At 65.9% G+C, this 22,363-nt stretch carries 20 protein-coding genes; 14 read left to right on the top strand and 6 right to left on the bottom strand.

The annotated features are described in order from the left end of the window. Window positions 1–8: 8 nt before the first annotated feature. Window positions 9–2,324 (bottom strand): FAD-dependent oxidoreductase, encoded by a 2,316-nt coding sequence (locus AC25Y4_RS06815; protein ID WP_488119641.1) that lies wholly within the window; start codon window positions 2,322–2,324, stop codon window positions 9–11. A 130-nt stretch (window positions 2,325–2,454) separates the two neighbouring features. Here AC25Y4_RS06815 and aceA point away from each other — a divergent pair, with 130 nt between their 5' ends. Genes aceA through ppk2 form a run of 4 tightly spaced genes read left to right on the top strand, consistent with a single transcriptional unit; the run spans window position 2,455 to window position 6,995 of the window. Next, window positions 2,455–3,816 (top strand): isocitrate lyase, encoded by a 1,362-nt coding sequence (gene aceA / locus AC25Y4_RS06820; RefSeq protein WP_488119642.1) that lies wholly within the window; start codon window positions 2,455–2,457, stop codon window positions 3,814–3,816. A gap of 51 nt (window positions 3,817–3,867) precedes the next feature. Further along, window positions 3,868–5,532 (top strand): malate synthase A, encoded by a 1,665-nt coding sequence (gene aceB, locus AC25Y4_RS06825; RefSeq protein ID WP_488119643.1) that lies wholly within the window; start codon window positions 3,868–3,870, stop codon window positions 5,530–5,532. Window positions 5,533–5,553: 21 nt separating this feature from the next. After that, window positions 5,554–6,084, top strand: coding sequence for a GNAT family N-acetyltransferase (locus tag AC25Y4_RS06830; protein ID WP_488119644.1), 531 nt, complete (start codon window positions 5,554–5,556; stop codon window positions 6,082–6,084). Window positions 6,085–6,128: 44 nt separating this feature from the next. Next, window positions 6,129–6,995 carry a polyphosphate kinase 2 gene (ppk2, locus tag AC25Y4_RS06835; RefSeq protein WP_488119645.1) on the top strand — a complete coding sequence of 289 codons (867 nt, stop codon included), beginning with the start codon at window positions 6,129–6,131 and terminating at the stop codon, window positions 6,993–6,995. Here ppk2 and AC25Y4_RS06840 read toward each other — a convergent pair. Further along, window positions 6,992–7,987: an NADP-dependent oxidoreductase gene (locus tag AC25Y4_RS06840; protein ID WP_488119646.1), complete on the bottom strand. Its 996-nt coding sequence runs from the start codon at window positions 7,985–7,987 to the stop codon at window positions 6,992–6,994. The two genes, ppk2 and AC25Y4_RS06840, sit on opposite strands and share 4 nt — an antisense overlap. 17 nt (window positions 7,988–8,004) lie before the next feature. Here AC25Y4_RS06840 and AC25Y4_RS06845 point away from each other — a divergent pair, with 17 nt between their 5' ends. Continuing rightward, a complete protein-coding gene (locus tag AC25Y4_RS06845) occupies window positions 8,005–8,643 on the top strand; it encodes a Pr6Pr family membrane protein (protein ID WP_488119647.1) in 639 nt (212 codons plus the stop codon). Between the two features lie 38 nt (window positions 8,644–8,681). On the opposite strand, the gene AC25Y4_RS06850 is transcribed toward AC25Y4_RS06845, so the two are convergent. Continuing rightward, the gene (locus tag AC25Y4_RS06850) at window positions 8,682–9,461 is read right to left on the bottom strand and encodes a YqaJ viral recombinase family protein (RefSeq protein ID WP_488119648.1); all 780 of its coding nucleotides are present in this window, start codon (window positions 9,459–9,461) and stop codon (window positions 8,682–8,684) included. Window positions 9,462–9,538: 77 nt separating this feature from the next. On the opposite strand from AC25Y4_RS06850, the gene AC25Y4_RS06855 reads away from it, so the two are divergent. The 9 genes from AC25Y4_RS06855 to AC25Y4_RS06895 all read left to right on the top strand — a co-directional run bounded on the left by AC25Y4_RS06855 (window position 9,539) and on the right by AC25Y4_RS06895 (window position 18,482). Continuing rightward, on the top strand, window positions 9,539–10,378 hold the full coding sequence (locus AC25Y4_RS06855; protein WP_488119649.1) for an IclR family transcriptional regulator: 840 nt from the start codon (window positions 9,539–9,541) through the stop codon (window positions 10,376–10,378). 115 nt (window positions 10,379–10,493) lie between these two features. Further along, entirely contained in the window at window positions 10,494–11,675 is a 1,182-nt protein-coding gene (locus tag AC25Y4_RS06860; RefSeq protein ID WP_488119650.1) for a 4-hydroxybenzoate 3-monooxygenase, read from the top strand. A 51-nt stretch (window positions 11,676–11,726) separates the two neighbouring features. Next, window positions 11,727–12,500 (top strand): protocatechuate 3,4-dioxygenase subunit beta, encoded by a 774-nt coding sequence (gene pcaH, locus AC25Y4_RS06865; RefSeq protein WP_488119651.1) that lies wholly within the window; start codon window positions 11,727–11,729, stop codon window positions 12,498–12,500. Continuing rightward, on the top strand, window positions 12,493–13,155 hold the full coding sequence (gene pcaG / locus AC25Y4_RS06870; protein WP_488119652.1) for a protocatechuate 3,4-dioxygenase subunit alpha: 663 nt from the start codon (window positions 12,493–12,495) through the stop codon (window positions 13,153–13,155). The genes pcaH and pcaG overlap by 8 nt, the downstream gene beginning before the upstream one ends. Beyond that, window positions 13,094–14,578, top strand: a complete 1,485-nt coding sequence (locus AC25Y4_RS06875; protein WP_488119653.1) for a lyase family protein — start codon at window positions 13,094–13,096, stop codon at window positions 14,576–14,578. Before pcaG ends, AC25Y4_RS06875 begins: the two co-directional genes overlap by 62 nt. Beyond that, entirely contained in the window at window positions 14,575–15,804 is a 1,230-nt protein-coding gene (gene pcaDC / locus AC25Y4_RS06880; protein WP_488119654.1) for a bifunctional 3-oxoadipate enol-lactonase/4-carboxymuconolactone decarboxylase PcaDC, read from the top strand. The genes AC25Y4_RS06875 and pcaDC overlap by 4 nt, the downstream gene beginning before the upstream one ends. A 2-nt stretch (window positions 15,805–15,806) precedes the next feature. Further along, window positions 15,807–16,592 carry a CoA transferase subunit A gene (locus tag AC25Y4_RS06885; protein WP_488120439.1) on the top strand — a complete coding sequence of 262 codons (786 nt, stop codon included), beginning with the start codon at window positions 15,807–15,809 and terminating at the stop codon, window positions 16,590–16,592. 1 nt (window position 16,593) lies between these two features. After that, window positions 16,594–17,274: a CoA transferase subunit B gene (locus tag AC25Y4_RS06890; RefSeq protein WP_488119655.1), complete on the top strand. Its 681-nt coding sequence runs from the start codon at window positions 16,594–16,596 to the stop codon at window positions 17,272–17,274. Continuing rightward, entirely contained in the window at window positions 17,271–18,482 is a 1,212-nt protein-coding gene (locus tag AC25Y4_RS06895) for an acetyl-CoA C-acetyltransferase (protein ID WP_488119656.1), read from the top strand. The genes AC25Y4_RS06890 and AC25Y4_RS06895 overlap by 4 nt, the downstream gene beginning before the upstream one ends. 244 nt (window positions 18,483–18,726) lie before the next feature. Here AC25Y4_RS06895 and AC25Y4_RS06900 read toward each other — a convergent pair whose 3' ends face one another. From AC25Y4_RS06900 to AC25Y4_RS06910, 3 genes are all read right to left on the bottom strand, one after another. Continuing rightward, window positions 18,727–19,872 carry a dioxygenase family protein gene (locus AC25Y4_RS06900; RefSeq protein ID WP_488119657.1) on the bottom strand — a complete coding sequence of 382 codons (1,146 nt, stop codon included), beginning with the start codon at window positions 19,870–19,872 and terminating at the stop codon, window positions 18,727–18,729. Between the two features lie 83 nt (window positions 19,873–19,955). Beyond that, window positions 19,956–20,627 carry an ABC transporter ATP-binding protein gene (locus tag AC25Y4_RS06905; RefSeq protein ID WP_488119658.1) on the bottom strand — a complete coding sequence of 224 codons (672 nt, stop codon included), beginning with the start codon at window positions 20,625–20,627 and terminating at the stop codon, window positions 19,956–19,958. A 50-nt stretch (window positions 20,628–20,677) separates the two neighbouring features. Beyond that, window positions 20,678–22,180: an ABC transporter permease gene (locus AC25Y4_RS06910; protein ID WP_488119659.1), complete on the bottom strand. Its 1,503-nt coding sequence runs from the start codon at window positions 22,178–22,180 to the stop codon at window positions 20,678–20,680. Window positions 22,181–22,363: the final 183 nt, after the last annotated feature.

Genomic DNA, 22,363 nt, shown 5'->3' on the forward strand with positions numbered 1-22,363 from the left:
TCGTTTCTTCAGGAGTCGAAACCGAGGCCGACGGCATCCAGGGTCTTCAAAATGAGGTTGCGCTTTCCCTTGTTGTGGTCGGCTCGGTCGAGTGACCACCGAGTGACCTGCACTCCAACGGATGCGAGAGGCTCAGGCGGGAACGGAAGCGGGGTCTCGCGCACCATGGCCAGGCGAGTGCGTTCGGTGTCTTTTCCTTCGATCTTGTCGAGCATCACCTCTGCGGCGAAGTGCGTTGCGGCAACACCCAGGCCGGTGAAGCCTGCCGCGTACGCGATGCGTCCGCCGCGTGCCGTGCCGAAGAACGCGCAGAAGCGGGTCGACGTGTCGATGGCGCCGGCCCAGCGGTGGGTGAACTTCAGGCCTTCCAGCTGCGGGAACGTGGTGAAGAAGTGGTGGCCAAGGGTGTTGTAGGTGGTGGGGCGGTCTTCGTACTCTGCGCGCACCCGGCGACCGTAGTGGTAGATGGCGTCATAGCCGCCGAACAGGATGCGGTTGTCGCGGCTCAACCGGTAGTAGTGGAACTGGTTGGCCAGGTCGCCAAGGCCCTGCCGGTTCTCCCAGCCGATGTCCGCGAGCTGCGCGGCATCCAGCGGCTCTGTCATCAGCGCATAGTCGTAGACCGGAACCGTCGACAGGCGGTTGCGCTTGAGCAGTGACGGGAAGACGTTGGTCGCCAGCGCGGTCTTCTTCGCCAGAACGCGGGCTGTGCCCGTTCGCACCGCCGTGCCCTGCGCTGGGCTCAGGCCTGACGTGTCGAGGGCGCTGACGGGGGAGTGCTCGAAGATCTCAACACCGAGTTCCGTGGCGGCGCGCGCGAGTTCAGCGGCGAGCTTTGCCGGATGCACGAGCGCAGAGGAGCGTTTGCTCCAGACGGCGGCGAGGTAGGTGGGCGAGTTGACCTGTGCGCGCACGGCAGCGAGCAGGCTGGTTGGGGTGCGTGCCGCCGGCCACGACTGGCCGGCCCAGCGCTCGGCGAGATCGTCGGGCGCCCGCTTGCAGCAGCGCTCGTCGGGGCACGTCGACACGGCGCGATGGATTGTCTCCCGCCCGCGGAACCACTTCACGTGGGCGAATGGCACGCCAACACTCACCGAGTACTCACCTTCCCTGGCCTTCTCCACCCGTGAGGTGCACCAGAACGTGCCAGAGGGAGTGTCGGTGTACTGGTACCAGGGGCTGAAGCGGTCTTCGACGTCGAACACGGTTCGCGCTGTCCAGCTGCGGCACACCGTCGTGCCCTCGACGGCTCCCAGGGCGTCGCTCGGGAATCGGACCGAATCGTTCTCGTACGCCTTGATGATGGTGCCCGATTCGTGCACCTTCATGAAGTGCACCGGGATGCCGAGCCTGGCCGTGGCGAGATTGGTGAAGCGGTGCGCCGCTGTCTCATACGACACGGAGAAGGCATCCCGCAGGTCTTCCATGGAGATGCGGCGGAGGTTCTTCGCCTCGGTGAGCAGTTTCACCGTATCTTTCTCCGGCAACAGGATGGCGGCGGTCAGATAGTTGGTCTCGATACGCTGTCGCAGAAAATCGGCATAACTTCTCGGCTCTTCGTGGCCGCAGAGATGACTGGCGAACGCCTGCACGATCGGGGAGCGCGAGTCGCGGGACTCCGACCGTTCCATCGGCAGGTAGATGCGGCCATACCTCTTATCTGTCACAGAGCGCGTGGAATGTGGGAGATCCCCGACGTAGTGCAGTGAATAGCCGAGGTGCGTCGCCATGTCGGCAACCACCTGCTGCGAGACCGGCCCGCCGGAATGCCCGACGGCTGTCAGCAGCTTCAGTGCCTCTGCCTCGAGCTCTGGGAAGTAGTTGTCGCGTGCGCGCATCGTGGCGCGGAGCTCTGCATTCGCCCGTCTGGCTTCCTCCGGCGTCGCAGCGCGTTCGCGGTGCAGCCGCTCGATCTCGCCGTGCAGCGCGAGGATGGTCTGCAGGTTCTCGTCGCTGAGTCCTTTATTCACGCGGAGTTTCGGCAGGCGCAGCGCCTCGAACACCGGTCCGCGCTGTGCCCGTTCGACCGCGATCTCCAGGGCGGCACGTTCAGAGGGTGCTTCGGCCTTCACCAGGTCGTCAACGGTGGTGCCGAGTGCCGCGGCGAGGGAGCGCAGCATGTCGAGCCGGGGTTCGCGGTTGCCGTTCTCAATCATCGACACCTGCGACGGTGCGCGCTCGACCGCGCTCGACAGCTCCTCCAGCGTCATACCCCGCACTGTGCGCAGTTCACGGATGCGGCGGCCCAGCGTGAGCGCGTCGGTCTCTGCTGGCCCATTCGCGGCATCCGTCGTGGGAGATGCGGATCGATCGTCGATGATCATGATTCATGCTCACATGGCCCGGTTGTTCTGGCAAACAGAAATAGCCGGGTATTTCTGCAGACCAATCCGGATCAACACCTCCAGGCCGCCCGCACAGTGGACTCAGACCGAAGCCAATGGAGGCACTCTCATGGACCGAAACGCCAGCAGCACACAGAACACCACCCGTCCAGGTGACCAGACGCAGACCGCTGCAGAGCTCGCACTCGAGTGGGCGGCTGACCCCCGCTGGAACGGCATCCGTCGCGACTACACCGCAGAAGACGTCATTGCGCTCCGCGGCACCGTCCGCGAGGAGCGCACCCTCGCTCGCCGGGGAGCCGAGAACCTGTGGGAGCTGATCAACGACAGCGGCACCCCTGAAGACCCGCACTGGGTGTCAGCGCTCGGAGCGCTCACCGGCAACCAGGCTGTGCAGCAGGTGCGGGCCGGCCTGAAGGCCATCTACCTGTCTGGCTGGCAGGTGGCAGCGGATGCCAACCTCTCCGGTCAGACCTACCCAGACCAGTCGCTCTACCCGGCGAACTCGGTTCCGGCGGTCGTGCGCCGCATCAACAACGCGCTGCTGCGCGCAGACCAGATCGAGCAGAGCGAGCAGGGCCAGCAGGGTCAGCAGGGCCGAACAGCAGAGGTCGTTCGCGACTGGCTGGCCCCGATCGTCGCAGACGCCGAAGCAGGGTTCGGTGGGCCGCTGAATGCCTACGAGCTCATGCAGTCGATGATCGAGGCTGGGGCGGCCGGCGTGCACTGGGAAGACCAGCTGGCCAGCGAGAAGAAGTGCGGGCACATGGGCGGCAAGGTGCTCGTGCCGACCAGCCAGCATGTCCGCACCCTGAACGCAGCCCGGCTGGCAGCGGATGTCGCCGGCGTGCCGTCGATCATCATCGCCCGCACAGACGCGCTCGCCGCCACGCTGCTCACGAGCGACATCGATCCACGCGACCAGGAGTTCCTCACCGGCACCCGCACGGCTGAGGGGTTCTATGAGGTGAACAACGGCATCGACACCGTCATCGCCCGCGGCCTCGCGTATGCGCCGTATGCCGACCTGCTTTGGGTCGAGAGCAGCGAGCCAGACCTTGAGCTCGCCATCCGCTTCGCTGAACGGATCCACCAGGACTTCCCAGGCAAGAAACTCGCCTACAACTGCTCACCGTCGTTCAACTGGAAATCCCACCTGAATGACGAGCAGATCGCCGCCTTCCAACGGGAGCTCGCGGCAGTGGGATACACCTTCCAGTTCATCACGCTGGCCGGGTTCCACGCGCTCAACCACTCAATGTTCACGCTCGCGGCCGACTACGCCGAGCGCCAGATGAGTGCCTATGTCGACCTGCAGGAAGCCGAGTTCGCATCAGAGAGCGCCGGCTACACCGCGACCCGCCACCAGCGAGAGGTCGGCACCGGCTACTTCGACCGGATTGCAACAGCACTGAACCCGAACAGCGCAACGCTCGCCCTGGTCGGCTCCACGGAGTCCGAACAGTTCTAGACAGAACCAGGCACGCGGCACTGAACCCCAACTTTCGAAGGAGAACAGATCATGACTGAATCAGCAACCGAGACTCTGGAACGCCCGGCTACGGGCAGCTTCCAGACCATTCGCCCACACCTCGAGGTCACCGGTGATGTCGGTGAGCGATACGCACAGGTCCTGACGCCAGAGGCGCTCGACTTCCTGGCCGAACTGCATGACAGGTTCGCCGGCATCCGTCACGACCTGCTGGCCGCCAGGCTGCAGAGCAGGGTCGATGCGGCCAACGGTCGCGACCCGAAGTTCCTGCCGGAGACCGCGCACATTCGGAACGACCCGTCGTGGCGCGTCGCCGGCGCTGGCCCAGGGCTTGAGGACCGCCGCGTTGAAATTACCGGGCCCACCGACCCGAAGATGGCCATCAACGCGCTGAACTCTGGCGCGAAGGTCTGGTTGGCCGACCAGGAAGATGCCACCAGCCCTACCTGGGCCAACGTTATAGAGGGACAGTTGACGCTGCGCGACGCCGTGCGAGGGGAGCTCAGCTTCACCAGCCCAGAGGGCAAGCACTACGAAGTCACCGGTTCTGGCCCCGATGAAGCGACGCCGACGATCGTGATGCGTCCGCGTGGCTGGCACCTCGTCGAGAAACACATCACCTTCGTCGACAGGGCGAACAGACGGATGGCCGCGTCAGGCAGCCTGGTCGACTTCGGCCTGTACGTCTTCCACAACGCGCGGGCGCTCATCGACCAGGGCAGCGGACCGTACTTCTACCTGCCAAAGCTTGAGAGCCACCGCGAGGCGCGCCTCTGGAACGACATCTTCAGCTTCGCTGAGGAGCGGATCGGCATTGCGCGCGGCACCATCCGGGCCACCGTGCTGATCGAGACCATCCACGCGGCGTTCGAGATGGAGGAGATCCTCTACGAACTGCGGGATCACTGCGCAGGGCTGAACGCCGGTCGCTGGGACTACATCTTCAGCATCATCAAAGCGTTCAGGGCACGGGGAAGTCGCTTTGTCTTCCCCGACCGCACGCAGATCACGATGACCGTGCCGTTCATGCGCGCGTACACAGAGCTTCTCGTGTCGACCTGTCATCAGAGGGGTGCATTCGCGATTGGCGGTATGAGCGCGTTCATCCCCAACCGGCGTGATCCGCTGGTGACGGCCAACGCCCTGGCGCAGGTAGCGGCAGACAAGAACCGTGAGGCCGGTGACGGCTTCGACGGCACCTGGGTGGCGCACCCCGACCTCATCCCAACAGCGCAGGCCGAGTTCGATGCGGTTCTCGGGGAGCAGCCCAACCAACTCGACCGACTGAGGGGCGACGTCACAGTCTCGCCGGCCCAGTTGCTCGATATCGTCTCGATCGGCGGCACCATCACGGAAACCGGGGTGCGTGGCAACGTCGTGATCGCGCTGCGGTACATCGAATCGTGGCTGCGCGGCGTCGGCGCGGCAGCGATTGACAACCTGATGGAGGATGCGGCAACGGCAGAGATCTCTCGCTCGCAGATCTGGCAGTGGATCCACAACGACTCCCAGACGGCCGATGGCCGCCGGATAGACCTGCCTTATGTTGAGACGCTGGTGACAGAGGTATTCGAATCGCTGCCCCGCACCGAGGGTGATCGCTTCGACGACGCACTGGAGGTGTTCCGTGCTGCCGCACTTGAGCCGGAATTCCCGACATTCCTCACCGTCGGGGCGTACGCCCGATTCCTCTGAGCGGGTAACTAGGCTGGCAGCATGACCGTCACGATTCGCCAGGCCGTGCCCGCCGATGCCCCGGAGCTCGCCGCCGTCGCCGCCGCAACCTTCGCGCTGGCGTGCCCTCCGGGGACCACCCCTGAAGACATCGAAGACTTCATTGCCAGCACTCTCAGCGAGGAGCGGTTCGAGCACTACCTGGCAGACCCTGAGCGCGACATCCGCCTGGCCATTCACGACGGTGTGGCCGCCGGCTACACGATGCTTGTCTTCGGCGAACCCTCGAGCGCGGATGCCGCAGCTGCCGTCACCGCCCGCCCAACGGTTGAGCTCAGCAAGGTCTACGTGCTCGGCGACCGCCATGGGTCAGGGGTTGCCGCGCCCCTGATGGCGGCAACCCTTGAGGTGGCCCGTGACCGGCAGGCGGTGAGCGTCTGGCTCGGCGTCAACCAGCAGAATTCCCGGGCAATCCGCTTTTACGAGAAGAGTGGATTCTCCGTCGTCGGGGCAAAGACATTCGCTGTCGGATCAGAGCTGCACCATGACCACGTCATGCTGAGCGTCCTCTGACATGCGGCGCCGAACTAGGCTGGGCGCGAACGAGGGAGTTCAGCATGGCGGAGAAATCCAAGAAGCCGGAGAAGCCTAAGCACCTCAAGCACCTCAAGCGGGTGCCCAAGGCGCTCTATGAGGCCGAGCTCCGTCGTTTGCAGGCCGATCTGGTGACCATGCAGCAATGGGTCAAGGAATCGGGCGCCAGGGTTGTCGTGATCTTCGAGGGCAGGGACGGCGCAGGCAAGGGGTCTGCGATCAAGCGGGTCACCGAATACCTCAACCCGCGCCTCGCGCGGATCGTGGCGCTGCCCACTCCCACTGAGCGGCAGCGCGGCCAGTGGTACTACCAGCGATACATCGAGCATCTGCCGACGAAGGGCGAGATCGTGCTCATGGACCGCTCCTGGTACAACAGGGCAGGGGTGGAACGCGTGATGGGCTACTGCACGCCAGACCAGTACCGCGAGTTCCTGCACCAGACGCCGATCTTTGAGCGGATGCTCGTCGAAGACGGCATCATCCTGCTCAAGTACTGGTTCTCCGTCTCCGACGTCGAACAGGAAGCGCGGTTTCGCTCACGCCTGAACGACCCGATGCGTCGCTGGAAGTTGTCGGAGACCGACGTGCTCTCCATCACCAAGTGGGTGGACTACTCCAAAGCCAAAGATGAGATGTTCGTGCACACCGATATCCCTGAGGCACCGTGGTGGACCGTCGAGAGCGAAGACAAGCGGGCCTCGCGGCTGAACATGATCAGTCACTTCCTGTCACAGGTGCCGTACGAGGCCATCCAGCCTCCGCGCGTTGAGATCCCGAAGCGGCCACCGGCGACGGACTATGAGCGGCCGCCGCGGGAGCTCAGTCGGTATGTTCCGGACGTCGCGGCAGCGCTCAGCTCGCACGACAAGGCTGGCGGCACGAACTAGGCGCCAGACGACACCCGCAGCACGATCTTGCCCCTGGTGTGACCTGCCTCGAGCGCGCGATGGGCATCCGCTCCCTCTGCCAGGTCGAAGACCTGGTCGATGTTCACGCGCACGGCGCCGGCCTCGATGAGGGCGGTGATCTTCTCGAGCGTGCGAGCATCCGCTGGCACCTTGAAGCTGCTCGAACGGATGCCGGCTGCCTCAGCCTCTGCGGCCATCGTCGGCCAGCTGCCGGTCGGGGCATTCACGAGGATGCCGCCGGGCTGGATGACGCTGAGTGAGCGGCTGCCGGTGTTGTCGTGCACGTTGCCGATGAGGTCGATGACGACGTCGACCTTGTTGTCGGCGAGCACCTCGTCGAAGCGCTCTGCGGTGTAGTCGATGACCTCGGTCGCGCCGAGCTCGCGGAGAAAGTCACGGTTGCCTGCGGAGCCGGTGGCGATGACCTCTGCGCCGATGATGCGGGCGAACTGCACCGCGAAGTGTCCGACGCCGCCGCTGCCGGCATGCACCAGTACGCGCTGACCCGGCTGCACCTGGGCGACGGTGTACACCATGCCCCACGCGGTCATCGCGGCCAGGGGAACTCCGGCTGCCTCAGTGAACGACAGGTTGGCCGGCTTCTTCGCGACGCTCATGCCTGTCACAGGCACGTACTCTGCGTAGGTGCCCGGCGTGCGGGGCGTGCGACCCATGCCGTAGACGGCATCGCCCGGCTGCAGGGGGAACGTCTCATAGGGGGACTTCACCACGACGCCGCTGAAGTCGTTGCCGAGCACGACGGGGAACGCGCTGATGGCAGCGGATGCGCCAGACCCTGCCCGCGTCTTGGCGTCGATGGGATTGATGCCGGCCGCCACAACGCGAACGAGCACCTCGTCGGTGATGACAGCGGGCATGGGTACCTCAGCCACGCGTAATTCGTCGGGTGAACCGGTGCGATAAATGACGAGCGCACGCATGGTTTCTGGCAGGTCAGACATGATTCCCATGGGACTATTCTGGACCCGTGAGACGGACGTACGGATCGATACGCATCATCGCGGCTCTCGGTATCACCGTCGCGGTGATCGCCCAGCTCAGCTTCAGCCTGTCGTTTCAGCCAGCGGATGTCGGCCGGTTCCTCACGAACTTCTTCAGCTTCTTCACGGTGCTGTCCAACTGCATCGCCGTGATCGTGCTGCTGGTCGGCGGGTGGTTCTGCTTCAGATTGCGGATTGACCCTGACTGGTTCACGCTCGTGCGGGCATCCGTTGCCACCTATATGGTGACGACGGGGATCGTCTACAACCTGCTGCTGCGTGATGTGTCACTCGACCTGGAGACGACGCTCGGCTGGTCGAACGAGATACTGCACCTGTGGGCGCCGTTGTACCTGTTGCTCGACTGGCTGTTTGCGCCTGGGCGCACGCCGATTGACTGGCGACGACTGTGGATCATCGCGATCTTCCCTGTGGTGTGGGCGGTGTACACGATGTTCCGCGGTGCGCTGGTCGACTGGTATCCGTACCCGTTCCTGAACCCTGACCAGCCTGGCGGGTATCGCGGGGTCGTGTTCTACGTGCTGCTGATCACGGTGGTGATCCTGGCCGTTGGCGCAGGGCTTATTGCGACCAGTCGTACCCGAAAGCTGCAGCCGCCCGCGTAGTGCGGGTGCCGCCGAGCTTGGCTGCCGCTCAGCCGGGCTCAGTACCCGTAGTCGTAGTCGTCTGGCGGCGGGTACTGGGTGGTCATGGGCGTGCGGGCGTTGCTCGTCGCCTGGCGATCGAGGATATCGATCAGCTGGTTGGCGAACCCCACCAGGATGGCGATCTGGTCGTCGTCGCGGTCGACCCACTGGCATTCTGGTTCGTCGCCCACCGGCACGAAGTCGGTGTGCTGCTCCCAGACCACCAGGGTGCGCTCGGCGCCGAGTACGTATTGCTGCCACCAAACCTGGCGCAGATACGAGCGCGGGATGCTGCGCCACGCCTTGCTTGTCGTCTTGATCTCGGCGAGTTCAAGCTCGCCGGTCGGCGTGAGCACGACCCCGTCTGGCGTGGCCAGGTGCCGCGCGTGGGATTCGGAGCGGAACAGGGCGGTACTCGGTTCGATGCCGTAATTGCGCAGCACCCAGGCGGCGATCTCCGGTTCGCGGGCCCGCCCGTGGTCGGTGTAGCTGTTGCCGCCGAAGCTGGTGCCGTGCATCTTGTCGTACGCCGCGTTCTGGACGGATTTGGGGGTCGCGAGCTTGGCGACATCCGTTGCCGTGATGCCCTGGCTGCGTGCGCGGAGCCAGGCGACGCGGTCGGTGGAGTCGGCGACGATGCGTTGCACGTGTGGCGTGCGCGTGACCAGGCGACGGGGAGCCGGCGGGATGATGGCGGCCGGGGGAACAGGGGCAGCAGGGGCCACAACTGCGCTGGGCAGGTAGGCCAGTGACGGGAGCTCACCCTCGTCGAAGAGGGTAAGCATGGAATCAGTCACCTCTCTATTGTGCCTTGTGCCGGATGATTGGTTCGCCGCGCCGGCCGCGAGGCGAGAGTTCCAGTAGCGTGGTGGCGATGTCAGGGAAGCCAGCGAAGCGACGAGTCCCCGAGGGCGAAGCTGCGCTCCCGGTCGATGACCGTTCGGTGGCTGCACGCCTGTTTGCGATCGCCGATGCGTTCGCGACGCCGACTGTCGCCACCTCCCTCAGCCTGAGTGCGATCGCAGAGCGGGCTGGCCTGCCGCTCTCGACCACGCACAGGCTCGTGGCGGAATGGGTGACCTGGGGTGGGCTGACCCGGCAGGACGATGGGCGATACGCGCTCGGCATGCGGCTCTGGGAGCTCGGTGTGCAAACGCCGACGGCGCGGAACCTCCGCACCATCGCCCTGCCGTACCTGGAAGACCTCTACGAGAGCTCGCGTGAGCACGTGCACCTGGCGATTCTCGACGGCCACGACGCCCTCTACCTGGAGAAACTCTCTGGACACAGTGCGGTGCCGATCATCTCCAGGGTGGGCGGGCGGTTGCCCCTGCACTCGACGGGAGTCGGGTTGGTGCTGCTGGCGTTTGCGCCGACCGAGGTCGTCCAGGCGTATCTGGCCACGCCGCTGCAGCGCTTTTTGCCGCAGACCGTGATTTCGCCGCAGGACCTGCGGAACCGACTGGCCGGCATCCGCGCCCATGGCATCGCGCACATGTCGGAGGAGATGACGGCGGGATCGAGCTCGGTGGCTGCGCCGATCAGGGATCGCACGGGGCAGGTCGTGGCCGCGGTGTCGACAGTGACCAGAACCGCGGACCTCGCAGAGCCGGCTTCATCGCACTCGTCGCGCGGGCCAGAGCAGGAGCAGGCAGTTCGCACGGCCGCCCATGGCGTGAGCCGTGCGCTCGGCTACCGGCGAGCTGGCCAGTAGGAATCTTCTCCTCGTTTCTCATCTCAATATTCCACTCAGTGGAAAAGGGTAGGCACGACGCGGCGTGCACGCGCACACTGGGACCACCCTGTCACTGCTGCTAGGAAGGTCCACCGTGCCGAACGAAACCACTCGTGTCGCGATCGTCGGCGCAGGTCCTGCTGGCCTGCTGCTCAGCTGGGCCCTCCGCGACGCAGGCATCGATGCGATCGTCGTCGAGAATCGCTCCGAGGAGTATGTGCGTGCGCGCATCCGCGCCGGCGTGCTCGAGCAGGGCTCCGTCGAGACGCTCACCCGTCTCGGCCTCGGCGACCGCCTTGCTGCCGAGGGCCTCGTGCACGACGGCATCTACCTGCAGTTTGCTGGGGAGCGACACCGCATCGACTTCAACGCCCTCATCGGACGCACCGTCACGGTGTACGGCCAGCAGGAAGTCGTCAAAGACCTGACCGACGCGCACACCAGCGCCGGCTCAACCATCTATTACGAGGCAGCGGATGTCGCGGTGCACGACCTCGAATCCAGTCACCCGAGCGTCTCCTTCGTCCACGACGGCGATGCGCATGTGATCGAGGCCGATTTCGTGGTCGGCGCAGATGGTTTCCACGGCGTCTGCCGCGCGGCCATTCCGCGCGAATCGATCACGTTGTTCGACCGCAGCTATCCGTTCGCCTGGCTCGGCATCCTGGCAGAGGTCGCCCCGTCGACCGATGAACTCATCTACGCCCTGCACGACGAGGGCTTCGCCATGCACTCGATGCGCTCGCCGAGTGTGTCTCGGCTGTACCTGCAGGTCGACCCGGCAGACGACATCACCCACTGGTCAGACGAACGCATCTGGGATGCGCTGCACCGGCGCCTCGGCATTGCGGGCTGGACGCTGCACGAAGGCGAGATCACCGAGAAATCGATCACGCCGATGCGCAGCTTCGTCGCCTCCCGCCTCGACTACCACTCGCTGTTCCTGGTGGGCGACGCCGGTCACATCGTGCCGCCGACCGGAGCGAAGGGCCTGAACTCGGCCATCTCAGACGTCGCCAAACTCGCCGCCGGCCTCATCGACCACTATGCGGGCGACGACGCCGAGCTCTCGGGCTACGGCGCCGCCGCGCTGGCCAGGCAGTGGCGCACCCAGCAGTTCTCGCAGTGGATGACCGAGATGCTGCACCGTCACCCCGGTGACCTGCAGTCAAGCGCCTTCGACTACCGCAGCCAGCTCGGCCAGCTCGACTACGTCACGCACTCGCTGCACGCCCAGCGCTCGCTCGCCGAGCAGTACACCGGCCTGCCCATCTAGCTCGATTCCCGCGCGCACCATTCAACGACCGTCCTTTCCGGAAGCAGAGTTATGACACTGGAGTCACAGCACACGATCAGCGCGGAGATCACCGCGATCGAAGCGGATGCGCGTGCGCGCGTCCTCGCCGGACACTCGCCGGAGATCCATCCCCGCCGCAACTACGCGCCGTATCGCAGCTCGGTGCTCCGGCACCCGACGCATGAGCTGGTGCGCGCCGACCCGGAGGAGATCGAATTGGTTTCCCCGGCGTTCGGGCACACCGACGTGAATCCGCTAGAGAGCGATCTGACCATCCAGCACGCGGCAGAACCGCTCGGGGAGCGCATCACCGTGTCTGGCCGGGTGCTCGATGGTGAAGGTCGCCCGGTGCGCGGGCAGCTTATCGAGGTCTGGCAGGCCAACTCCGCCGGGCGTTACGTGCACAAGCGTGACCAGCACCCTGCCCCGCTCGATCCCAACTTCACGGGCGTCGGCCGCGCCATCACCGGCGAGAACGGCGAGTACCGCTTCACCACGATCAAGCCGGGGCCATACCCGTGGAAGAACCACCAGAACGCCTGGCGGCCTGCGCACATCCACTTCTCGCTGTTCGGCACCGAGTTCACGCAGCGTCTGATCACGCAGATGTACTTCCCCGGCGACCCGCTCTTCGCCCTCGACCCGATCTACCAGTCCATTACGGACCCCGCCGCCCGGCAGCGGTTGATCGGCACCTACAACCACGATGACACCGTCGCTGAATGGTCACTCGGCTACAACTGGGACATCGTGCTCACCGGCTCCAAGTCGACCTGGATGGAAAGCGAGGACGCTCATGAGTGACAGCCCGAGTGACACGAGCGAAACGACAGCCAGGCTCATCCAGACCCCGTCGCAGACCGTTGGCCCTTTCTTCGGCTATGCCCTGCCATACGATGGTGGCCCTGACTTAGTGCCAGGCCATCACCCGCAGGCCATTCGCCTGCACGGCACGGTGACGGATGGAGCTGGTGCGGTCATTCCGGATGCCCTGTTGGAGATCTGGCAAGCGGATGCCGCTGGCGAACTGGTTCAGGAGCGCGGCAGTCTCGACCGCGATGGCTTCACCTTCACCGGGTTCGGCCGCACGCCTCTCACTCTCGGCGGGCACTACACATTCACCACGGTGAAGCCGGGGTCGGTGGCCGGGGGAGCGCCGTACATCCTCGCCACGATCTTCGCCCGCGGACTCACCCACCACCTGTTCACGCGCATCTACTTCCCCGAGGATGCCGAGTTGCACCGCGACGACCGCGTCCTGTCGGCCGTCGGGCCAGAGCGCAGCGCAACGCTGATCGCAACGGCGGAGGGCCTGGTGGCTGGCTCGCCGTCGTATCGCTTCGATATTCGGATGCAGGGTGAGGGCGAGACGGTGTTCCTCGACTTCGACTCGGCCAATGGCATCGAGCCGGCAGACCATCCGGCCGAGCGTCCGGCCACCGGACGTGAACATGCCTGAAGTGGAATACAGCCTGCTCGATCCGCTGAGCCACGGCACCCGTCAGAGTGAGCTCACGAGCGACGTGGCCTGGCTGCGCGCGATGGTGGATGCCGAATTAGCTCTCAGCATGGCGCTTGTCGACACGGGTCTGGCACCCGACTGGATGCATGCCGTTTGCGACATGCTTGCTGAACGCGCCTGGCTGAACGACACCGCCGCTGCGGCGATCGCCACCGGCGGGCGAAGCGGGGGCAACCCGGTGATCCCGCTGGTGAAGCACCTGAGCGCGGCCGCTGATGCAGCTCACGCCGGAGCCTCCGATCACATCCACGTTGGCGCGACCAGCCAGGACATCCTCGACAGTGCAGCGATGGTTATCGCCGCCGGGGTGCTCGACGAAGTTGGCACCCAGCTGCGTGCGCTCGCCCAGCACCTCGCTGGGCTGGCAGTCGAACACCGTGCCACACCCATGGCCGGCCGCACCCTGGGCCAGCAGGCCTCCCCGACGACCTTCGGTTTCGTCGTTGTCGGGTGGCTCGCTGCGGTGCTCAGGGCACTCGAGAAGACAACGGCGCTGCGGGCAGAACTGCCGGCCCAGCTCGGCGGGGCGGTCGGAAACCTGGCCGTTCTCAGCGAGGTGGCAGCGGCAGGGGCTGGACGCGTCGAGGCCGTGGTGAACGCCTATTCCGACCGGCTCGGTCTCGCGACTCCCTTGCTGTCGTGGCACACGAACCGGCTGGTCGTCGCCGAACTCGCGGCGCTGCTTGCGGAGGTGACGGGAGTCGTCGGCAAGATCGCCCTCGACATCACGGTGCTCTCGCGCACCGAGATCGGTGAGGTCACCGAGCGGCTTGGAGCGGGGGAGGGCGGCTCAAGTGCCATGCCGCACAAGCGCAATCCGGTGACGGCAGTGCTCATCGTGTCGGCCGCACGCCAGGTGCCCGGCCTGCTTGCCACGGTGCACGGCAGCCTACTGGCCGAAGACCAGCGCCCATCGGGAGCATGGCACGCCGAGTGGCTGCCGCTTCGCGACCTGGAACGGCACGCCATTTCTGCAGTGACAGCGGCGGCGTCCCTCGCCGCGCGGCTCAATGTCGACGTCGAACGGATGGCCGCCAACCTCGAGGCGACGGATGGCCTCATCTACAGCGAGCGGGTCACGGCCATCCTCACCGATGCCCTGGGGAAATCGGCCGCATTCACCTTGGTCGAGAAAGCAGCAGCGGAGGCTGTCGCGACGCACCGCCCGCTGAAGGTCGTGCTGTCTGGCCAGCTCGCCGCCAACGGTTCGTCCGACGAACTGCGCACCCGCGTCTGGGCGGCCTGCGAAGCCGGCGGAGACACCGGCGCGTCAGACGCCGCCATCGATCGCGTTCTCGCACGTCACCGATGCGTGACGGCACCCCATTCCCCAACCGGCGAAGGAAGCCACACGCCATGACGATCCCAACCATTCACGGCACGATGCTGCCGGTTCGAAGCGGCGCCGCCGGTGCGCAGCTCGTCGTACTCGGACCATCGCTCGGCACGACAACGGCGCTCTGGGCAGAGGTCGCGCACCAGCTGGCCGCGAACTATCGGGTGCTGTGCTTCGACCTGCCCGGTCACGGCGTGAGCCCGGCCACCCGCGAGCCGTTCACCATCGCCGAGCTCGCCGCGGCCGTCGTCACCCTCGTCGATTCCGTCGGTGGCGGCTCGTTCCACTACGCCGGTATCTCATTCGGCGGCACCATCGGGCTCGAGCTGGCCCTCGCGTTCCCATCGCGCCTGGTGAGCCTGGCCGTCATCTGCTCAGGCGCCAAGATCGGCGCGGCCGACGGCTGGATCGACCGCGCAGCCCAGGTGCGTGCCAGCGGGACGGCCTCGCTGGTCGCCGGGAGCGCAGCGCGCTGGTTCGCCCCCGGCTTCCTGGAGCGTGATGCAGCGGCGGGTGGCAGCGCACTGAAGAAGCTGGTCGACGTCGACGACGAGTCGTATGCGCTCTGCTGCGAGGCGTTGGCCGAATTCGACGAGACGGATGCCGTTGCCGGCATCACGACGCCGACGCTCTGCGTGTCCGGCGAGTTCGACCTGCCGACGCCGACCCTCGTGCTCGCCGAGCTGGCCGCGGCTATTCCGGGATCCCGGCTGGTCACCATGACAGGGGTGGCGCACCTGCCGGCCTATGAGCGACCGGATGCTCTCGCCGCGTTGCTCGGTGAGCACCTGGCCGGCGTGCGGCCGGGAAGGACCCGCGCGACGGCATCCGTTTTCGACGACGGATTGGCGGTGCGGAGGGCCGTGCTCGGCGACGCACACGTCGATCGTGCAATTGCCGCGATCACGCCGGAGACTGCTGACTTCCAGGACTTCATCACGCGCTATGCCTGGGGTGAGATCTGGACGCGTCCCGGCCTCGACCGGCGCAGTCGCAGCCTGCTCACCCTCGCCAGCCTGATCACCGGCGGCCACCAGCACGAACTCGCCATGCACGTGCGTGCTGCGCTGACCAACGGGCTATCGCGTGCCGAGATCAGCGAAGCGATCCTGCACACCGGCATCTACGCCGGGGTGCCCGCTGCCAACGCCGCCTTCAGTGTGGCCAGCGATACCTTTGCAACACTCGACGCGGCGGTCGAACCCGCCCCTGACGCCGCACTGCAACTGCCAGAAGAGGAAACCACATGACCATGGACAAGACCTATCCGTCGGCCGCGGCAGCGATCGCCGATATCCCCAACGGAAGCTCACTGGCCGTCGGCGGCTTCGGTCTCGTCGGCGTGCCGATCGTGTTGATTCGCGCGCTACTTGCCCAGGGCACAGATGACCTGCGGGTGGTGTCGAACAACTGCGGCGTTGACGGGTGGGGGCTCGGTGAGCTGCTGGCCGCTGGGCGCATCAGCCGCGTGATCGCCTCATACATCGGCGAAAACAAGGACTTCGCCCGCCGCTACCTCGGCGGCGAACTCGAGGTCGAGCTGACGCCGCAGGGCACGCTCGCAGAGCGGATGCGCGCAGGCGGCAGCGGAATCCCCGCCTTCTACACCGCGAGTGGCGTTGGCACCATGGTCGCTGAGGGCGGCCTGCCATGGCGCTACGGTCCCGACGGCGAGGTGACCGTGCAGTCGCCACCCAAGGAGACCCGGCTGTTCTCCGGCCTCGGCGCCGAGAAGGAATACGTGCTCGAAGAAGCGATCGTCACCGACTTCGCCTTGATTCGCGCCGCGCGCGGTGACAAGCACGGCAACCTCGTGTTCGAGAAGTCGGCACGCAACTTCAACCCGCCGGCCGGCATGGCGGGGCGCATCACCATCGCCGAGGTCGACGAACTCGTCGAGCCAGGCGAACTCGACCCAGACGAGATCCACCTGGCCGGCATCTACGTGAATCGCATCATCGAGCTCACGCCGGACGAAGCAGCAGACCTCCCGATCGAAAAGACAACGACCAGGCCGAAGCCCACGGAAGGCAACTGACATGGCACTCTCCAGGAACGAAATGGCGGCCAGGGCCGCGCAGGAACTGACCGACGGCAGCTACGTCAACCTCGGCATCGGCCTGCCGACGCTCATCCCGAACTTCCTGCCCGCAGGGGTGCACGTGATCCTGCACTCTGAGAACGGCGTGCTCGGCGTCGGCCCGTACCCGTGGGAGGGGGAGGCGGATCCCAAGCTCATCAACGCGGGCAAAGAGACCATCACCGTGAATCCAGGGGCTGCGTACTTCGACTCTGCGGCCAGCTTCGGGATGATTCGCGGCGGCCTCATCGACGTTGCCGTGCTGGGGGCCATGCAGGTCTCCGCCACCGGCGACATCGCCAACTGGGCTGTCCCAGGCAAGATGATCAAGGGCATGGGTGGGGCCATGGATCTCGTGCACGGCGCCGACAACGTCATCGTCGTCATGGAGCACACCACCAAGACCGGGGAGCACAAGATCGTCACGGAGTGCGGCCTGCCGCTCACCGGCAAGCGCGTCGTCACCCGCATCATCACCGACCTCGCCGTCATCGACGTGACGCCGGACGGCCTGGTGCTGCGCGAGATCGCGCCAGGACTCAGCGTGACCGATGTACAGGCGGCAACGGGTGTTCCCCTCATCGTCACCGACGCGCCGCTCACCATCACGACCCTGCTCAGCGAAGTGGTCGCCTCATGAGGGAGGTGGTGATCTGCGAGCCGCTGCGCACCCCGATTGGCCGCTTCGGTGGCGTGTTCAAGAACGTCCCTGCTGCCGACCTCGCCGCCACGGTGATCGCCGCGCTGATCTCGCGCACGGGTATCGACGGCTCTGTCATTGACGACGTGATCTTTGGCCAGGGCTATCCGACGGCAGAAGCGCCGCCGATCGCCAGGGTCGCTGCCCTCGACGCAGGCCTGCCCGTCACGGTCGGTGGCCTTCAGGTCGATCGCCGCTGCGGCGCTGGCCTGCAGGCCGTGCTCGACGCGGTCATGCAGGTGCAGACCGGCATCAGCGATGTGGCGATCGCCGGCGGCGTTGACTCCATGAGCCAGGCTCCCTTCTATACCGTTGATTCGCGCTGGGGGATCGGTGGCACCGCAGGGCTCGTGCTGCGCGATGCCCTGGGCCGCGGACGCGAGACCGCAGGGGGCAAGAACTATCCGGTGCCCGGTGGCATGCTCGAGACGGCGGAGAACCTGCGCCGCGAGTACTCGATCTCCCGTGAGGAACAGGATGTGCTCGCCGTCAGGTCGCAGGACCGCGCGCTACGCGCCGTGGCAGAGGGTCGCTTCACTGACGAGATCGTTCCCGTGTCGGTGCCTGGCCGAAAGGGCCAGGTGAGTGTCATCGACGCCGACGAAACCCCGCGCCAGACCTCGCTCGAGGCGCTTGCTGCCCTGCGACCCGTCTTGCTCTCAGCGGATGCCGCAGCCACGGTAACGGCCGGCAACGCCAGCGGCCAGAACGACGCCGCTGCTGCCTGCATCGTGACGACGCCGGAGCGTGCCGCCGAACTCGGCCTCACGCCGCTGGTTCGCCTGGTCTCGTGGGCGCGTGCCGGCGTCGAACCGTCGCGCATGGGCATCGGACCGGTTCCCGCCACAGCGAAAGCACTGGAGCGAGCAGGGCTGGCGCTGGCCGACATCGACCTCATCGAGCTGAACGAGGCGTTCGCGGCCCAGGTGCTCGCCGTCGGCCGAGAGTGGGGCTTCACCGAATCTGACTGGGAACGCACCAACGTGAACGGTTCAGGGATCTCGCTCGGGCATCCGGTTGGCGCAACGGGCGCACGGATGCTGGCCACCGGCGCCAGGCAGCTGCACCGCCAGGATGGCCGCTACCTGCTCGAAACCATGTGCATCGGCGGCGGGCAGGGCCTCGCTGCGATCTGGGAACGGGTCTAGTCAGCACGCAAACAAGCAAGCGCCGCGAGGCCGACACCAGGAGTGCCTACGCCGGGAGTGTCGGCCTCGGACGGGGCTGAAGGGGACCCGAACCTTCAGCAGTCTTGCTTGTTTTGTTTGCTTGTTCCACACTGCGGCTGCGTCCTTTGAGAGGCCTGACGGCAACCAAAGAATCAACTATGACCAACCACGTTAGTTCTCATCCCAACGCCCGGGAACGGGCAGACGGTGGAGACGGTCAGCGCTAGACCGCGCCTACCCCCAGGTTGATGTAGGCAAGGTAGCCCGCTGGCGTCACGTCGATGGTGAGCAGTTGATCTTTGGTCGTGATGCCGGTGTCGGTGCCGGTCCCCGCGGTGCCGCCATTGAACGTGTCGCGGCCGATGTGGGTGCTGTACGGCAATGCCGTGAATACCTGGCCGGTGGTGAAGTCGTCATCGAAGCCAACCTGTCCGGTGAGCACGGTCCTCTTATTGATATGCACCTTGAGGTTGATGTGGACAGTGCGGCCGACGGACCAACCGGGCCAGATCGTGGTGAACTGCACGATGCCATCTGAGTCGGCGACCTGGGCGCCGCGCAAGTAGGTGCCGGCATCCGTTGGTGTGGCCTCGACGTCGCCAGAACTGTAGTTGCCATTGGAGGTCTCGCCGGAGGTGGGCTGCGCTTCTTCGCCCGCGTCGTTTCCCACGCTGGGCTCGGCGGGTGCGCTGGGCGCGGCGGGAGCGGCGGACGGAAACAATCCGCCGCCGTTGCCAGCAGTGGGTGCTCCGGAGGGTGGGACTCCTGCTCCGGGGCCGGGTGCTCCGGCGGGTGGTGCTCCGGAGGGAGGTGTTCCGCCAGGCGCTCCAGGTGTCGCGGTTGCAGGGATTGCGGCCAATGCGGCGATCACAGACGCTGGAGCGCTGTCCGTGGCGCCAGATCCACCCGTGTCGGCGCCGAGGGACGCGCTCTCGAAACCGGAGTAATTACCAGCGGCATCGCAGTGCCAGATCTCGACGACGCAGTTCGGAACCGGGGCACAGTCAGCATCCCAGACGCGGAATGCAAGGTCGAGCCGGGAGCCTGGCCGATCGTCGCGCAGGTTGCTGCGAATGGTGTCTACGTCGAAGTAATACGGTCCCTGAGCTACTTCTTCTGTCTTCAGGCCGCACGTTCCGATGGAGTCGAGCTTGGCGACGATGTCGCCGGATGAGGGGGTGGGTGTCGCGGCGCCCATGGATGCGTCTGTTGATCCGACATCCGTTGCACTCGAACAGGCAGCGAGGAACGCTCCGAGGCCGATCGAGCCACCGAGGCTGAGCGCCCTGCGTCGGCTGACGGTCAGCCGGCTGGTGGCGACGTCGGGGTGGGGGGACATACCGGCCTTCTGGTTGATGTGACGACTCAACGGCTCACCTCGCCCATTTTTGCTAGTTGGCGGGCATCCCGCACTAGCAAAAATGGGCGACTCATGGGTTGTGAAGCCGGTTTCTAGACGAGTTCCTTCACCGTGCCGTGCTTGATGTGCAGCCGGCGCTGGGCCCGCTTCGCCACGGCAGAGTCGTGAGTCACCACGATCAGGGTGAGGCCGCGTTCGCTCCACTGGCGTTCGAGCAGGTCCATGATCTCGTCGCGGGTGTCCTCGTCGAGGGCGCCGGTGGGTTCGTCCGCCAGCAGAACGGTCGGTTCCTTGACAATCGCCCGTGCGATGGCGACGCGCTGCTGCTGGCCGCCGGAGAGTTCCGCCGGTCGGTGGGATCCGCGCTCGCCGAGGCCCACGGATTCCAGGGCGGCTGCTGCCCTGGCCTTCCGTTCCTCGTTGCTGACGCCGAGCGGCGCCAGCGCGGTTTCCACGTTCTCCTGCGCCGTCAGCGTGGGGATCAGATTGAACCCCTGGAAGATGAAACCGATCTCTTTCGCCCGGATGTCGCCCAGCTTGTGGTCGCCGAGCTGGCTCAGATTGGCTGAGCCCAGCTCGATGGAGCCGCTCGTCGGGCGGTCGAGCGCACCGAGCATCTGCAGCAGCGTTGACTTGCCGCCGCCGGTTGGTCCCTGGATGGCGACCATCTGGCCGTCGGCGATCGACAGGTTGACCCCGTTGAGGGCGGTGACCTGGCGCTTTCCCTGGTCGTATCGTTTGCTCACATTGGTCAGTTCATACATGATTCGTGCTCCTTGGCATGGATGCGAAATTTGACGGTCGGATCTGCTGCTTATGCGACGCTGCGGAGCGCCTCTGCCGGACGAAGGCGCGCAGCGCGCCAGCCGCCGATGGCACCGGCAAGGAGACCGCCAAGCACCGCGAGTCCCACAGCGATGAGGATCACTGAGACGGTGACGGGAGCCGAGAGCGTGATGTCTGAGGTGGCTGCGGCCTGGGCGGCCTCGCCGAATCCGCCGCCGCCGAAGCCGCCGCCATCCGCTCCGCCTGGGCCACCTGCGCCGCCGCCGGGGCCGCCGGCAGTTGCCACAGCCGCTCCCGCCGTGAGCGTGGGGGCGATCACATTAATGACCAGGATGCCGATCAGGCCGACTGCGATGCCGATGACACCGCCGATCAGACCCTGCACCACTGACTCACCGGCAACCTGGCGCACGATGCGGCCGTTGGACCAGCCGATTGCCTTCAGGGTTCCGAATTCACGCGTGCGGCGGGTGACGCCGGAGATGGTGAACAGGATGGCGATTAGGAAGGCAGCAGCCAACACGATGAGTGAGAGCCAGAGGCCGAGGTTCTTGACGAGGTCCGCGGCGCTGGAGAGTGACCCTGACACGCTGGAGGCCAGGTCGGCCTGGGTCTTCACTGTGGCATCCGGAAGCGCTGTCTCGATGGCCGACTGCACCGCACCGATGTCGGTCGAGGATGCGGCCTGCACATAGATGTCTGAGACCTGGTCGGTGAGTCCGGAGAGGGACTGTGCAACGGCCAGCGGGATGTAGACGTTCGATGCCGTTGCAGCCGATGACGAGCTTGCGGTGACGAGTCCGACGACCGAGAAGTCGGTGCCGGCGATCGCGACGGTGTCGCCGACCGCGAGTGACTCGGTGGCGGCGTAGCTGGAGTCGAGCACGGCGACGTTGGATGTGGCATCCGCTTCGCTCAGCGTGCGTCCGTCGGTGAGTGAGACAGCCGAGAGGGGGCCGACAGCATCCTGCGCGGGATCCAGTCCGAGAACCGTGAATGAGTCGACGTTGAATGAGCTACCGCCCGCGCCGTCTGGACCACCGGTCGGAGGAGTCTGGCCGTCACCCGGTGCGCCGCCCTGCTGCATCTGCGAGAAATCGGGCAGTTGGCCGTCGAACGTCGTGTTGTTGAGGGTGAGGGTAGCTGCGGCAGCCGTGACGCCATCGAGTTCCTGCACGGTACCCAGCGCGGTAGCCGCCATGGTTTCGGTGCCTCTGGCAACCTCAAGACGCGACTGGTTGACCGAGGTGGTGCCATCGGTGGTTGCACCGTCAGCGGCGCCAAAATCGAACTGCTGCGGCCCCCCGGTGTTCGCTCCGCCCTCTGTTGGCGCGGCCGGGGTTTGCGTCACGGTGATGTCGGTGCCGACGCCGTAGACGGACTCAAGAACTTGTGCCTGCGCAGCCTGGACACCGCTGGAGACCGAATTCACGATGATGACGAGGGCGATGGCCAGGGCCATGCCAATCGCGACGATTGCTGTTTGCTTGCGACGACCCGCGAGCTCCCGGCGTAGGTAGGTGATGAACATTGCGCTCCAACTGTGAGTAGTGCTGGCTATGACCGGATGACGGCGGCCACGAGCAAAGGTAGGGGCGCGATTTATCGGGACACTATTGAATTCCTATGAGTTGGCTAAGGGGTTCAGTTCGGGTGTCGCCCACCATCGATGGCCCACAGGAGGCGCAGGGCCTGCTTATAGGCTTTTCATAGG

The sequence above is a fragment of the Leifsonia sp. Y878 genome, assembly GCF_057669685.1.

Bases quoted from the DNA above. Each gene is read 5' to 3' on its own strand.
- AC25Y4_RS06815 (WP_488119641.1), bottom strand. From the start codon at position 2,324: ATGATCATCGACGATCGATCCGCATCTCCCACGACGGATGCCGCGAAT.
- aceA (WP_488119642.1), top strand. From the start codon at position 2,455: ATGGACCGAAACGCCAGCAGCACACAGAACACCACCCGTCCAGGTGAC.
- aceB (WP_488119643.1), top strand. From the start codon at position 3,868: ATGACTGAATCAGCAACCGAGACTCTGGAACGCCCGGCTACGGGCAGC.
- AC25Y4_RS06830 (WP_488119644.1), top strand. From the start codon at position 5,554: ATGACCGTCACGATTCGCCAGGCCGTGCCCGCCGATGCCCCGGAGCTC.
- ppk2 (WP_488119645.1), top strand. From the start codon at position 6,129: ATGGCGGAGAAATCCAAGAAGCCGGAGAAGCCTAAGCACCTCAAGCAC.
- AC25Y4_RS06840 (WP_488119646.1), bottom strand. From the start codon at position 7,987: ATGGGAATCATGTCTGACCTGCCAGAAACCATGCGTGCGCTCGTCATT.
- AC25Y4_RS06855 (WP_488119649.1), top strand. From the start codon at position 9,539: ATGTCAGGGAAGCCAGCGAAGCGACGAGTCCCCGAGGGCGAAGCTGCG.
- pcaH (WP_488119651.1), top strand. From the start codon at position 11,727: ATGACACTGGAGTCACAGCACACGATCAGCGCGGAGATCACCGCGATC.
- pcaG (WP_488119652.1), top strand. From the start codon at position 12,493: ATGAGTGACAGCCCGAGTGACACGAGCGAAACGACAGCCAGGCTCATC.
- AC25Y4_RS06875 (WP_488119653.1), top strand. From the start codon at position 13,094: ATGGCATCGAGCCGGCAGACCATCCGGCCGAGCGTCCGGCCACCGGAC.
- pcaDC (WP_488119654.1), top strand. From the start codon at position 14,575: ATGACGATCCCAACCATTCACGGCACGATGCTGCCGGTTCGAAGCGGC.
- AC25Y4_RS06885 (WP_488120439.1), top strand. From the start codon at position 15,807: ATGGACAAGACCTATCCGTCGGCCGCGGCAGCGATCGCCGATATCCCC.
- AC25Y4_RS06890 (WP_488119655.1), top strand. From the start codon at position 16,594: ATGGCACTCTCCAGGAACGAAATGGCGGCCAGGGCCGCGCAGGAACTG.
- AC25Y4_RS06895 (WP_488119656.1), top strand. From the start codon at position 17,271: ATGAGGGAGGTGGTGATCTGCGAGCCGCTGCGCACCCCGATTGGCCGC.
- AC25Y4_RS06905 (WP_488119658.1), bottom strand. From the start codon at position 20,627: ATGTATGAACTGACCAATGTGAGCAAACGATACGACCAGGGAAAGCGC.
- AC25Y4_RS06910 (WP_488119659.1), bottom strand. From the start codon at position 22,180: ATGTTCATCACCTACCTACGCCGGGAGCTCGCGGGTCGTCGCAAGCAA.